The following is a 14,414-nucleotide window of genomic DNA, read 5'->3' as shown; positions in this document are numbered from 1 at the left end:
CCTTATAATAAGGAATTCCATTTTTTATTTGTATTCTTAAGCTACAATTTCTTTATCATTTTCTTCTTTTATAAAATCCTCAGCTGTTAATCCTTTAGATATTGGTTTACTTTCATCTAATGGCTTCATTGCAAATCCCGTATATCCATATATTGCAGATATAATAGGATTAATTAGTCCCAAGAAGTGGAATGGTGCATAAGCAAAAGCACTTACTCCTAAAGTAGTAAAGTATACTGCCCCACAAGTTGACCAAGGCACCAGCCCTGAAGTTAAAGTTCCTGCATCTTCAAGTACTCTTGAAAGATTTTTAGGATGTAAATTCAACTTTTCATATACTGGTTTATACATTTGACCTGGTATAACTATTGCCATATATTGATCAGCAGCCATAAAGTTCATAGCGATACAACTTATAATATTTGATAGAACAATACTTCCTCTGCTGTGACAGAAAGTAAGAATTTTAGCTATTATAGTATCTAAACAACCTATTTGCTTTACAAGTCCACCAAAACATAATGCACACATAACTAAAGAAATAGTTTCCATCATTCCAAGCATACCGCCTCTATTAAGGAGTGAGTCAACCATTGCATTTCCTGAGCTTATCTCAAATCCATAGAATAATGACTGTACAATACTTGAAATAGTCTGTCCTTGTCCTAGTGCAAATAAAACTCCTATAATAGTTCCACCTAACATTCCTGGTATTGCTGGAACTTTAAATATAATCATTAAAACTACTGAAAGTGGTGCTATAAATATTATTGGACTAATATTGAAGCTTCCTTGTAATGTTTCTAAAATAGCATTTATTTGACTAGTATCAGCAACTGCTGTATTTCTAAATCCTAAGCCTATTATCGCAAATAGAATTACAGCAATTATAAAGCTTGGTACTGTTGTATACAACATATGTCTTATATGATCAAACACATTTACTCCCGCTACACCTGCTGATAAATTTGTACTATCTGAAAGTGGTGACAGCTTATCTCCAAAAGAAGCCCCTGTAACAACTGCCCCTGCAACAATTGCAGAAGGTATTCCAAGACCAGCACCTATACCCATTGCTGCTGTTCCCATAGTTCCTGCTGTAGTCCATGCACTTCCTGTTGAAACAGAAACGATAGCACATATTATTGGAAGCAAGAATAAAAACATAGTTGGTGTAAATAATTTAAGTCCATAAAATATCATTCCCGGAACTACTCCACCCGCAATCCAAGCTCCTACTAAACAACCAACTATCATAATAATAAAGTTAGCTTGCATAGCCATGGAGTTTGTCTTTATCATTGACTCCTCCATATCTTCCCAACTATGACCTAAAAATTTCCCTATAATGGCGGTAATAGCACAACATATAACTAATGGTATCTGTGGTGCTGAATCAAATACTAGTACACCTAATAGCATAAAGCAAATTAAGCACACAAATGGTATCACTGCTATTAGCAGCGATGGTTTTTTAATTTCTTTCCCCTTATTCATAAATTAGTCCCCCTTGTTAATTAAATATTTATCTTTAAGTATTTTCTTATAAAAAAATACTTATAAGCGTGAATTAAATAATTTATCTATAGTTATTTTATACCCCTTTATATGTAATAAATAGTAAAATATATAATTATATTTAATTTAAATATAATTATGAATAAATATCCACTTAATATATTGAATATATCATGAATTTTGTGAAATTTCAATAAAGTTTACCGTTTAATTTGTTTATTTATTCATTCATTTTGTATTTTTATGTATTTTTATGTATTTTTATATTTCTATTTACATTAATTAGTTGTAAGTTTTTTTAATAAGAGATAATTGTTAACTTTATAACTCTTATTTAAGTTATTTTTAACAATAAAAAGCCTCAGAAACTGTTGATAAATCTATTTATTCTATCAATGACTCTATTATATTATTAATGTAAAAAAGGTATATCTCAAAAAATATTTTGAGATATACCTTTAAATTTTTATTTAGTTACTTTAATATAATTTCCAACAAAAGACGTAGTTCCACTTTGCTCAAACCTAATATAAGCATTGTCAATTTTATCTTCATCTACTGCGTAAACTAAATGAGTTTCTTTTGTTTCATTCGGTGAAAAATCACTGAAGAAAAAGCTTTTTCCTTCATAATCTGATTGATCAAAGTATATTGGTGCATTATCCATTTGAAGGTTATTACCATTACCCCAATAATCACTTAGAAATTGGAGATTACTATTTGATGCTTTCTTCATAAACCCAATTCTCGGATAAATATTTATATCTTTTAGTTCTTTATCAAAAGGATTCTTCATGGTTAAAGTTACATAAACATACTTCATTCCTACTGTTTCAGTAATAGTATTCATTTTATTATTTTCCCATTTTTCCTCGTTAACTCTTTCATAATCCTTTAGTGTTCCATCTTCATTTATAAATGTAAGATACTCATTATAGTCAGAGAACTTATTTTTATCTAATTCAGGTAACTTATCTAATACTTCAATATTATTTACAGTAAAAGTTGGGTTTTCATCTGGGAACGCTTCATCACTTATTTCTTCATCAATATTAAATACATGATCAGTTGAAATTCCAGGTTCTACATATTCTATCTCTTCTTTATCATTATCTACTACATCTTTTAGTTCATCTGAAAATGCAGGAATCACAATAAATTCTCCAGGAATCTCTTCACATTTAATATTTTCTGCTACTTTCTTAAGTTCTTCTAAAGAAGTATTATCAGCACCATAAATTGTAACAACATATCCACCTTTTTCATAAAACCTATAATGTTATATGATTTATCTTACCATTTTAAAAGATTTTATAATATCATGTCCTAAATTAATCATTATCATTTTATCATAAACATATTCATTTAAATACTTTTATCTATTCTCCATAAAACTTAGGTGAAGCCTTTGAATCTTTAATTAACTCTAACTTAACATGCTTTCAGTATCTTTTAATATGTATAAAATCCTTGAAACCCCTATGGCGCCTACAAATAGTTAAATAGTTTTATTGTTAAATATAAAGCTAGTTTCCTATAAAAATATTAATATAGTTATAGTTTTACATAGTTAAGATTATAATTTAAAATTTTTTTATAAATTATACTGTGCTATTAAATAAGTTGATATATGCTTAAACACAAAAGAGGGTAAAATTTTCGTTTTACCCTCATATTTATTCTATTAAATTTTCTCCTAGAATTCTGCAGTTCCTGTAGTTCTTGGGAATGGTATTACGTCTCTGATGTTGCTCATTCCAGTTACGTACATTATCATTCTTTCGAAGCCTAGACCAAATCCAGCGTGTTTTGTGCCACCAAATTTTCTTAATTCTAGGTACCACCAGTAGTCCTCTGGGTTTAATCCTAATTCGTTGATTCTGTCTACAAGAAGATCATATCTTTCTTCTCTTTGGCTTCCTCCGATGATTTCTCCTATACCAGGAACTAATAAGTCCATAGCTGCTACAGTTTTGTTGTCATCGTTCATTCTCATGTAGAAAGCTTTGATTTCCTTTGGATAGTCAGTAACGAATACTGGTCTTTTGTATACTTCCTCAGTAAGATATCTCTCATGCTCTGTTTGAAGGTCACAACCCCATTCTACTGGGTACTGGAACTCTTTATCTGATTTCTTTAATAATTCTACAGCTTCTGTATAAGTTACATGACCAAAGTCAGAAGTTGCAACGTGGTTTAATCTTTCAAGTAATCCCTTATCTACAAAGCTGTTGAAGAATTCCATTTCTTCTGGAGCATTTTCAAGGACATAGTTTATAATATACTTTATCATATCTTCTGCCAATGTCATGTCATCCTTAAGGTCTGCAAAAGCTATCTCTGGCTCTACCATCCAGAACTCTGCCGCATGTCTTGCAGTGTTAGAATTTTCAGCTCTGAAAGTTGGTCCGAAAGTATAAACATTTCTAAATGCAAGAGCATAAGCTTCTGCTGCAAGCTGACCACTAACTGTAAGGTTTGTTTCCTTACCAAAGAAGTCATTCTTATAATCTATTTTCTTATCCTCAGTCATTGGGATGTTCTCAAGATCCATAGTTGTAACTCTGAACATTTCCCCTGCACCTTCACAGTCACTTCCTGTAATTATTGGAGTGTGAGTATAAACAAATCCTCTTTCATTGAAGAATCTATGAATTGCATATGCAACTAAAGAACGTACTCTAAATACTGCTGAAAAAGCATTACTTCTAGGTCTTAAGTGAGCTATAGTTCTTAAATATTCAAAGGTGTGTCTCTTCTTTTGAAGTGGATACTCATTACTTGATTCACCTTCTATTACTATTTTTGTAGCTTTAATTTCAAAAGGTTGCTTACTTCCTGGAGTTAATACAAGCTTTCCTTCAACTATTATAGATGAGCTAATACTTAACTTTTCTATTTCTTTAAAGTTTTCAAGGCTATCCTCGAATACAACTTGAAGGTTTTTAAAGAAGCTACCATCATTAACTTCTATAAAACCAAAAGCTTTAGAACTTCTTAAAGTTCTAATCCATCCTGAAATACAAACATCTTGGTCTGCGTATTTTTCACTTTCTCTGTAAAGACTTTTTACTAAGACTGTTTCCATAATAAAATCCTCCTTTTATAATTTGATTATTGCCTGTTGAGGTAATATGATTCTATTTTAAGACAATAAAAAAACCTTTCCTTCCCTAAAAAAACAGGGACGAAAGGATACATTCCGCGGTACCACCCAAATTATCATATTGATCAACTCAACAAGTACAAAGATCTCTCTTGATACTCTTCTCTTTTAACGGTGAGCTTCCGTCTAAGTCTACTTTCCTAAGATTTCGGTTAGAAACTCCGAGATGTTCTTCAATAAGAGCTTCATATTGACCTTCCACCATCGTCAACTCGCTTTAACTACTTCTCATATCTACTCTTCTCATCACAGTCTTTATTTTCATCTATTAACTAGTATTTTCAAATTTATATTATTTATTCAAAACACTTGTTATCTATTATTATATGTGCATGATTTTAGAATGTCAACTATTGGTGAAAAATTTTGTATTTGTTATAATATAACATTTGTTATATTATTATATTATAGCTTAATATCTATTAATTATTTATATGTTTGGAGGATATTCTATGAAAGAGAAAGTCCCTTTTACTAAATTTCAAAAATTCCTTGAAACTCTAGCTCTATTAATCTTACTAGGCTCAATAATCTATCTAATATTCATTTGGAGCACCCTTCCTGATACTATCCCATCTCATTATAATGCTAAAGGAGTTGTTACCAACTGGAGTGGGAAGGGTATGCTACTTATAATGCCTATAATTTCAATAATTTTATATACAGGACTTACAACCATAACACTGTTTCCTAATATATGGAATGTACCTGTAGAAATCACAGAAAAAAATCAAAATTTTGTATATACTAATCTAAAAACTATGCTGATAGTTTTAAAATTAATCTTAGTTTCTGATTTTTCTTATATGACAATATGTTCAGCAACTCAAAGTTCTTTAAGTGTTTTATTTACACCTATAGTTTTAATTGCTGTATTTGGTACACTTGCCTTTTTTATCACTAGAATAATTAAAGGAAGCAAAAAACTTCAATAATATACTTAGAATATATACAAAATCTTAATTAAATAAAGGAGCCTAGATATTAATATATCTAAGCTCCTATTTATTGTTAATTAAGTTATTACTAATTAAGATTTAATATAGAATCGTCAGAATTAAAGGTATTTACATTATATAAGAATAATATATCTGTTATATCCTTCGACTCAATTAACTCTTCCATATTATCCATGTAATACCTAAGATCTACCACGTCTATCTCTCCATAGTGGGAAGTTAAAAAAGGTAGAAAACTATTGGCATAGGAATCTTTAACTACTAATAGCTTCTTCTTTGGATCTCCTAAAGATTTAATATTAATATGTGGATGATTTCCTCCTGTAAAAACTTCATACTTATCCTTTTTATCTAAATTCTCACTGCTATACAGGGTACTAGTTCTCTTTTGCTCAGTTATATAATTAACCACCATTTCTCCATTTTCTTTAGGTATGTATACATTTATACAATCTGGCTTTCCTCTCTTATCTCCTATTTTTGAAGTTAAGCTTCCATAAAAATCATTAGCAACTAACTCAACCTGAAAATCTCCCTCTTTTTTAGGCTCTAGCCCCAAACTCTTACAAAATTCCACATAGGCAAGATAAGCCCCTTTGCTAGTCCAGTGATGGTCTGTCCTATAGTATAGATACTTATCCTTATTATTTATAAGTGCATTATAGGGATTAATATATTTTACATTAGAACTTAACTTTCCTTCTATGTACTTCATATATTCCAACTGATTATCCACTGGTGCGTATTTAGGTAGCCTATCCTTTAGAATCTCTGTAGCTGTTGGTATCAGCATAAAGCTTGTATTTATATTTTCATGTTTCTTTACAAATTCATTAACAGCTAAAACCTTATGGTCAGTTTCTTCTTTCGCTCTCTCTTCAAAGTCTTCTATAAGTTGATTATTCTTTCCTATAAATACATCATTACTTTCACTTTTACCCATTAGTTTATCTACCTTAGCCTTAGTATTTATAAATAAACCTCTGCCTGGAAATTGGTCTGATATATAACTCTCATAATGTTTAATATAGTCACCACTAAGAAGTGCTCCTAAAGAAAACTCTGGTCTACTAGCTAGATTTCTATTTTCTTCTTCTGAAAATGCTTTTTCTCTTCTTAATATATTACTTACAGACATTATAGCTATAAATAAGAGAAATACTACTACCATTAGCCTTCTATTTACCTTGTTACTTTTATACATTTCTCTCACTCTGCTTTCTTTAAAATCTAAAATATAGGAAAGGATTATAACTTTCACTAACTAAATAAACTATAGATAAAATTAAAACTAACATATTCATAGCTATAACTATATATACGCCCTTTAACTTATACTTCTTTTTTATATATGCAATTAAATTTTTAATCAACGGCGTAGAGCAAATAATTGCTATTACTATAAGTATTAGATTTGTTTTCAAAGTATATTTAGCCATATTATCCATAAAAATATTTTTTCCCATTCCAAACATAAGCTTTATGTAATTTAGTGCATCTTTAACCTTTGATGTATCAAAGAATACCCAGCTTATAATTACTAAAACTACAGTATATATATGAGTAATAGCATCAGGGACTTTATTAAGAATTTTTCCTAAAAATAATTTTTCAAGGAATATGAATACTCCAAAATATAGGCCCCAAATTACAAAATTCCAACTAGCTCCATGCCATAGTCCTGTGGCAAACCATACTATAAGTAAATTTCTAAATTGCACAGCCTTCCCTCTTCTATTTCCTCCTAAAGGAATATATATATAATCCCTAAACCATGAACCTAAGGATATGTGCCATCTTCTCCAAAACTCACTGATACTCTTAGACATATAGGGATGATTAAAGTTCTCTAAAAATTCAAATCCAAACATCTTTCCAAGACCTATTGCCATATCAGAGTAACCACTAAAATCAAAATATATTTGTAGTGTAAAGGCAATTATACCTATCCAAGCTGTTAATATAGATAATTCTTCAATAGGAAGCCCCTTAATAGAAGTCCAAATCATGCCTATATTGTTAGCAATAAGAACCTTTTTTCCCATACCTCCAATAAATCTTTCTACCCCTTCTCCAAATTTATCTATAGACTCACTTCTGTTATTAAGTTGATCTTCTATATCATTATATTGGACAATTGGTCCAGCTACTAGTTGCGGAAACATAGTAATGTATGCCCCAAAATTTATAATGTTTCTTTGTGCAACCACCTTTCCCATATATACATCTGCTACATAGGATATGAGCTGGAATGTGTAAAAAGATATTCCCAGTGGTAAGGGTAAATTCCTTATTTGAAGATTAATACCAAAAATTCCATTGATATTATCAATTAAAAACCCATAATACTTAAAGAAGAATAAAAAACTTAAATTTAGTACAATTACAGTAATAAATATTGCTGTTCTTTTTTCACTATCTTCCTTATTTGCCTCTATCATAAGGCCACCTATATAATCAATTAATATGGATCCTATCATTAAGAAGATATATATAGGTTCTCCCCAAGCGTAAAAAATCAAACTCATAATAAGAATTACTAAATTTTTAAATTTCCTAGGACATATATAATAAATTATTAAGGTAATTGGTAAAAACATAAATAAAAATATCAAACTACTAAAAACCAAATTAATCACTCCAATTAAAATATACTTACTACTTAAATTCTTTATTTATTGTTGCTTCTATGGTTGCCGAATCTTTTGAAATGATCAATATTAAGTACTTTCCTTTTATATCTAATACACGATTACTTATTATGTCATATTCCTCAGGCCTATAGCTATTAAAACTATCGGACTGTTTTTTTATTCTTCCCTCAACTTTGACCTTTAACTGCTGTATAACTTCTTCACTTTTCCCTTTTAATACGAGAACCTCATTAGCATCCATATTACTCTTAGGTGCGTATAAAATAAAATCTTCTACTTCATTTTTACTTATGTAATATAACTTTCTTAGCTTTGAACTATCACCTATATCCATCTGTTCATCATCTATAACCTGTGAAAGATTCTTTCTTAAGCTATCCATATCTGCATCTTTAACTTTAAGAACTTGGTACAGGGCTATAAATGTAATTAATACTGTTGCTATCAATATATAATAATAATTTTTATACTTTTTCATATTTATCTCCTAATTATTTGATGTAATTCCTTGGTGTAAATAAGATAACCATTTTAAATAAAAATCATATTTTAAGTGTATTCCATCTTGCTCATAGAGCTCACCTTTATCCCTTACCAATACATCAATATTTAAATAATTAACTGCTGTTTCTTCACTTACTTCATAAGCTAATTTTCTAAACTCATCTAAATTAGTATTAGTAAGCCTTCCATTAGTTTCTATAGCCCTATCCATAACTGGTAGAGGTGCTTGTATATATATATTAGTATTAGGTAATTTTGTCTTAATATCATTTATAAATTCTATGTAATGAGCCTTAAACTTATCTGGACCCCCAGGTCCACCTCCATCAAATTCTATTACATCATTCATTCCATATAAAAGTACTACATTCTTGGGCTGTAAAGATACAACTTTATCTATGTTTTCTTTACCTTTAACTACAGTATCTCCCTTATTACTTATTACATTATATTGATTTACTAATTCCATCTCCATAAGACCTTCTGTGATAGAATCTCCCATAAACACTGTATTCTCATAGAACTTATAAAAATCAACATCTTTATCCTCTACCACAACTTCAGGGGTATGATGTTTCTCTATCTTATCCTGGATTACACTTAAATCAGCCTGTTCTAAATCTTTCAAGTGCTTTCTCCCTAATAGTACTCTTTGTTTTTCATTCATCTGGACCTTTTTATTCTCTATAAAGGTATGCATACCTATTGCTGCTATCATTACTACTAATATTATTCCTATAATTGTAATAATTTGAAAACTTCTTTTCTTCATGTTATCTTCCTCTTCTGTCTAATATTTATCTTCCTTAATCATTCTAATACAACAAATTTAATATTTGGTTACAAAATCCTTACGTTTCAAAAAAACTTTACTTCACATAAAGAAACCTAAGCATAGACATACTTAGGTTTTTTCATCATTATAATAATATATGGTTCTCAAAATTTTAATAATTATCCGATTATAGGTTATCCTAGTTAATCTTTAATATATCACTTAAATTCTCATTTTTAATAATAAATTTAAATACTAAAACTCCTATAATTGAAACTACTACAAATTCTCCTATGGCAACTTGTAATACAGAAAGCCAAAATGGTAAATTTATCATGTAGTAAAGCTCAGCTCCTATAATTAAAGCATTTGATATAGTTGCCCATAAAGATGCTATAAATAGTACAAGTATTTTATTATAGCCTTCTTTTTTAGTTAAAGCCTTCTTAGTTTGCCAAATTAAAACTACAGCTATTAAACTAGCTAAGCTTCCAAATATCATATCTACTATTGCCATAGGACTTAGTAGAAAATTTGAAATGGCACATCCTATAGTTAAGGCTGGAATATATAGTGGGTCTATAAATGCCAAAAGTACCATTACCTCTGATAATCTAAATTGAATATTTCCAAAGGCAAAGGGTGCAATAACAGCAGTAACCGCTACATAAGTAGCTATAATTAGAGCCATCTTTAATAATTTTTTAGTATTGTTGCTAGTATTCATAAATATAATACCCTCCTCATTTTTTAATAGTGTAAGCTCTTAGCCTTACTAGATTCATATATTGCCCTATTTAACTCCATACAAACCTACTAATAAAATAATGAGTCTAGCTATGTCACCTCACTAGCTCCGCACCTATCTTTAACTCAGCATTTTCTTTATCCAAAAAATACCACGCCATATTTATTGGTGATTAAAATATATACTCCTATAATATATATTTATATATCTTATAGAAAAAATAAAGGCCGTCATCCAAATGACAGCCTTGTAATCCTTGTACATAAATAAAGCTCTACCTTTTTATGATGAGCTAATTAAAAGATTTCAATGCCGTAGTTTTATTTAAAGACAGGAGGCTTACGAACTGTCACTCTTATTTTGTTCAATCTTATTATATAATGTAAAGTGTTGAATTTCAAGTGTTTCAGAGATCTTCAGAAGATTTATTTTATTATTTATTCTCATGTAATATTGATATTTTCTATATTTTTCGTTAGAAACTTTGTTAGAATAGTTTTTCCAATGAAATTTATTAAAATATTATATTACTATTGATTTTTACATCCTTCAGTGGCATGGTTTGTGTGCTAAATGTACATTTAAACCAAACTTATACATACACCTCTAATTTATCTTAACATATCAACAATCTCATCTTTAGATTTTATCTTATCTTTATATTCACCTTCAAATTCTTTTGGTATTTGTTGCTTCCATTTAGAGTCTTATAGCTTGTATTTTCCCTGATATTCACCTACTGGTGCATAACATGGCTTACCATCTAATGGTGGTGTTTGTAAAGCAAATATTATTACATGCTCTTTTATATCCATAGGTGCAATCCCATCTGTTATGAGCTTGGTTGGTTTCATATCTTTTAATGAAATGGCTTCATTTGAAAACTTCTTCTTATGTTCATTTAATAAGACTTCTGGTGAGAAAATTCCTTCTGTTTCTATAACGCATATATTTTTCCCTTTTTCTAATGTGCCATCATTTTTAAAAATTTCTACTATTTCTACCTTTGAAACTGTATAAGGTATATCTTCTATCATGGGTGAAGTTGTATTTTTAACAATCCCTTCTACGATTATAGTTGAATCTTTTTTTAATTCATTTATACTATTGTATTTCTTAGTTAAACTTATATGTGAGTCTATAATGTCATATTTAATATCGTCATTAATTACCCCTGTTGTATTATTTGAAACTACTAGACTATTTGCACCTAAATTCCATTCTGAATCCTTAATCTTACTATAAGCATTAAAACAAAACACCGTAATTACTAATACTATTGTTATACTAAAATATTTTATTATTTTTTTCATTTTAGTTTTCTCCATTCACTTTATTAAAATAATCTATTTATAGCTCTACAATCTTCCACACTAGGTCCTCTGTCTAAAATTCCTGGAAACTAATCATACATATCACTTTATTCCAATTCCAATTTTGTATCCAAGGTTTTATATTAGAACCTCCCACGATAAAATATGTTATTCACACTCAATAAGAATATTGTTCATTTTTACATTAATCCTCCTTTGCTCACTTTTTATACTTATTATAGCTTGTACATTTATAACTTATATTCACATATTATAGAAATAAAATTCCAGTATATTGAGCATACTGGAATTTTATCCCTAAATCTTTTTATAAATTATAATTGCGAACATAAAAAAAGCCAAGAATTAAATTCTCAGCTTTCTTTCTTCTAAAATATCCTTTAGAATTTTTATATGATTAATTAAGTCTTCTTCCAATTTCTTCGAGGCAAGCTTTTGCTTTATTCATTATTGGAATTAACTTACCCTTTTTATCTTCTTTAATTTTACTAATACTTTTATCTAAATCTTCATACTTTCTTTCCATAATTCGCTTTGTAATGTCTGGATACTCCTTTAGCAGCTCTATATCACTTTCATTTATATTATCATACATAACCATGTCATTTATGGCGTCTGCCACTCTATTATATATATTTATTTTAATTAAGGTTGGTGAATCATCCTTTGCACGATCAAACTCCTTTTTCCTAACAAACCATGGTTCAGGAATATCTTTTTCAAGGTTATCAGCTTCACTTTCAAAAATAACTAGATTTTTAATGCCCTCTCTATGTTCGATGACATCAAAATATCCTAAATATTCAGTCTTCTTAACTCTTTTTATTATTTCTTTAAATTCCATAAGCCCACTTCCTTTCTTATATTATATAATTCTATGCTTCTTTAAACATTCCTTCTATATTATATACATTATTTTTCACTAAAATACACAAAATAAGTTAATGAAGTCTTTTAGACCTTTGTCCTTTGTTAAATTCATGTTAATTTTTCTTTATCTATTGTTAAAACTTTCTACTCTTTGTTAAATAAAAGGTTTTTGTGTTACTATTAAGTTAAAATTATTGTATCTTTAATTGTGTCTTTAGAATGAATATTATTTGAATACATATTATTTATTGGAGGTTTAACACTATGGAATCATTGTTTTTAATTATTAACCTTTTAGGAGGTCTTGGAGTATTCCTATTTGGTATGAAAATCATGGGAGATGGTCTTGAAAACCTTGCTGGCGAAAAGTTAAAGGGGATCTTTGATAAAATTACCTCTAATCCACTTAAGGGTGTAGCAACAGGTGCTATAGTTACTGCTATAATTCAAAGCAGTAGTGCTGTAACTGTTATGGTAGTTGGATTTGTTAATGCAGGTATTATGAATTTATCTCAAGCAGCCTATGTAATCATGGGTGCTAATATTGGAACAACTATAACAGCTCAATTAATTACCTTTGATTTTGATGCTATAATTCCTGTATTTATTGCAATAGGGGCCTTTTTGGTACTATTTACCAAAAAGAAAAATCCTAAAGAATTAGGTCATATAATTCTAGGATTTGGTATTTTATTTTTAGGTCTTATTTTAATGTCTGACGCTATGTCTCCTCTTAGAGAGTCACCAGTATTCACAAAACTTATTTTAAGTCTAAAAGGACATGTATTCTTAAGCCTTTTATTAGGAATAGGAATGACTGCTATAATTCAAAGTTCCTCTGCAGTTACTGGAATTTTAGTTGCTTTAGCTTCTGTTGGAAGTCTTCCAATTGATGTAGCTATACCAATGTTATATGGAACTAATATTGGTACTTGTGTTACTGCTCTAATATCCTGTTTAGGAACTAGCAAGACTGCTAAAAAGGCGGCATTAATTCACTTATTCTTTAATGTAATAGGTAGTATAATATTCCTAATTCCTCCAGTTTCTAAATTACTATTAACTACAGTAACAACTCTTACCCCTGGTGTAACTGGAGGAGTTGTGGCAAAACAAATTGCTAATGCCCATACAATGTTTAATGTAGTTAACACTATATTAATATTACCATTTACAAAATACTTAGTAACTTTAGTTAATTTCATACTTCCAGGAGAAGATGAAAAAGAAGTTGATGGAGTTAAGTATATAGATGACAGACTCTTAGAAACTCCAACTATAGCCTTTGGTCAAGTTACTAATGAGATTATTAGAATGGGTACTTTAGCTAAGGAAAATATAGAAACAGCCTTAATGGGCTTTACTGATAATAATGAAGATTCAATTAACAAAGTATATAAGAATGAAGCTTTAATAAATCTATTAGAAACAGATATAACTAGATATCTAGTTAAACTATCCAATTCTGATATTGGAGATGAGCAAAGAACTACTATAGCTTCATATTTCCATGTAGTTAATGATATAGAACGTATCGGAGATCATGCTGAAAACATTGCTGACCTGGCTAAAGATAAACTTTCTAAGAATGTTAAGTTTTCTAAAGATGCCATTGAAGAACTTAAAGTAATGGTGAATATTTGCATAGAAGCTTTGGAGCATAGCATAGAATGTTTCTCTGACTATAGTGATAAAAAGGCTTTGGATGTAAGGACCTTAGAAGAAAAAATAGATACTTTAGAAAAAGATTTAAAGATATCACATATCAAAAGATTAAATAATGGTTCATGTGATGCAATTGTAGGTACTATATTCTTAGATCTTATTAGTAACCTTGAAAGAGTGGGTGACCACGCTGTTAACATTGCTGAAATACTTTCTTAAAT

At 29.3% G+C, this 14,414-nt stretch carries 12 protein-coding genes and 1 other annotated feature; of the genes, 2 read left to right on the top strand and 10 right to left on the bottom strand.

The annotated features are described in order from the left end of the window. Positions 1–36 precede the first annotated feature (36 nt). The 3 genes from nhaC to asnS form a co-directional block, all read right to left on the bottom strand. Complete coding sequence (gene nhaC / locus B2P65_RS02050) at positions 37–1,497, bottom strand: Na+/H+ antiporter NhaC (RefSeq protein ID WP_346848528.1); 1,461 nt, start codon at positions 1,495–1,497, stop codon at positions 37–39. 487 nt (positions 1,498–1,984) lie between these two features. Then, on the bottom strand, positions 1,985–2,671 hold the full coding sequence (locus B2P65_RS02045; protein WP_346879508.1) for a hypothetical protein: 687 nt from the start codon (positions 2,669–2,671) through the stop codon (positions 1,985–1,987). 543 nt (positions 2,672–3,214) lie between these two features. Then, complete coding sequence (gene asnS / locus B2P65_RS02040; protein ID WP_346848525.1) at positions 3,215–4,606, bottom strand: asparagine--tRNA ligase; 1,392 nt, start codon at positions 4,604–4,606, stop codon at positions 3,215–3,217. 92 nt (positions 4,607–4,698) lie between these two features. Then, positions 4,699–4,943, bottom strand: a binding site (T-box leader). A 193-nt stretch (positions 4,944–5,136) separates the two neighbouring features. On the opposite strand from asnS, the gene B2P65_RS02035 reads away from it, so the two are divergent. Then, positions 5,137–5,619: a DUF1648 domain-containing protein gene (locus B2P65_RS02035; protein ID WP_346848524.1), complete on the top strand. Its 483-nt coding sequence runs from the start codon at positions 5,137–5,139 to the stop codon at positions 5,617–5,619. 91 nt (positions 5,620–5,710) lie between these two features. Here the strand turns inward: B2P65_RS02035 and B2P65_RS02030 are convergent, their stop codons facing one another. From B2P65_RS02030 to B2P65_RS02000, 7 genes are all read right to left on the bottom strand, one after another. Further along, positions 5,711–6,847 carry a DHHW family protein gene (locus tag B2P65_RS02030; RefSeq protein WP_346879507.1) on the bottom strand — a complete coding sequence of 379 codons (1,137 nt, stop codon included), beginning with the start codon at positions 6,845–6,847 and terminating at the stop codon, positions 5,711–5,713. Positions 6,848–6,866: 19 nt separating this feature from the next. Beyond that, positions 6,867–8,273, bottom strand: coding sequence for an MBOAT family O-acyltransferase (locus B2P65_RS02025; protein WP_346877744.1), 1,407 nt, complete (start codon positions 8,271–8,273; stop codon positions 6,867–6,869). 28 nt (positions 8,274–8,301) lie between these two features. Next, on the bottom strand, positions 8,302–8,775 hold the full coding sequence (locus B2P65_RS02020; protein WP_346877743.1) for a DUF4358 domain-containing protein: 474 nt from the start codon (positions 8,773–8,775) through the stop codon (positions 8,302–8,304). 9 nt (positions 8,776–8,784) lie between these two features. After that, positions 8,785–9,573, bottom strand: coding sequence for a GDSL-type esterase/lipase family protein (locus B2P65_RS02015; RefSeq protein ID WP_346877742.1), 789 nt, complete (start codon positions 9,571–9,573; stop codon positions 8,785–8,787). Between the two features lie 202 nt (positions 9,574–9,775). Next, positions 9,776–10,303: a QueT transporter family protein gene (locus B2P65_RS02010; protein ID WP_346879506.1), complete on the bottom strand. Its 528-nt coding sequence runs from the start codon at positions 10,301–10,303 to the stop codon at positions 9,776–9,778. A 728-nt stretch (positions 10,304–11,031) separates the two neighbouring features. Further along, the gene (locus tag B2P65_RS02005) at positions 11,032–11,637 is read right to left on the bottom strand and encodes a hypothetical protein (RefSeq protein ID WP_346879505.1); all 606 of its coding nucleotides are present in this window, start codon (positions 11,635–11,637) and stop codon (positions 11,032–11,034) included. A gap of 418 nt (positions 11,638–12,055) precedes the next feature. Beyond that, entirely contained in the window at positions 12,056–12,502 is a 447-nt protein-coding gene (locus tag B2P65_RS02000) for a hypothetical protein (RefSeq protein WP_346879504.1), read from the bottom strand. Between the two features lie 290 nt (positions 12,503–12,792). On the opposite strand from B2P65_RS02000, the gene B2P65_RS01995 reads away from it, so the two are divergent. After that, the gene (locus tag B2P65_RS01995; RefSeq protein WP_346848516.1) at positions 12,793–14,412 is read left to right on the top strand and encodes a Na/Pi cotransporter family protein; all 1,620 of its coding nucleotides are present in this window, start codon (positions 12,793–12,795) and stop codon (positions 14,410–14,412) included. The last annotated feature ends 2 nt before the right edge of the window (positions 14,413–14,414 follow it).

Origin of the sequence: Clostridium sp. UBA3061 (genome assembly GCF_002367465.1) — a bacterium.
GTDB classification, from domain to species: domain Bacteria; phylum Bacillota; class Clostridia; order Clostridiales; family Clostridiaceae; genus Clostridium_J; species Clostridium_J sulfidigenes.
The sequence above is the reverse complement of the archived record's forward strand: the minus strand, read 5'-3'. Positions and strand labels throughout refer to the sequence as shown.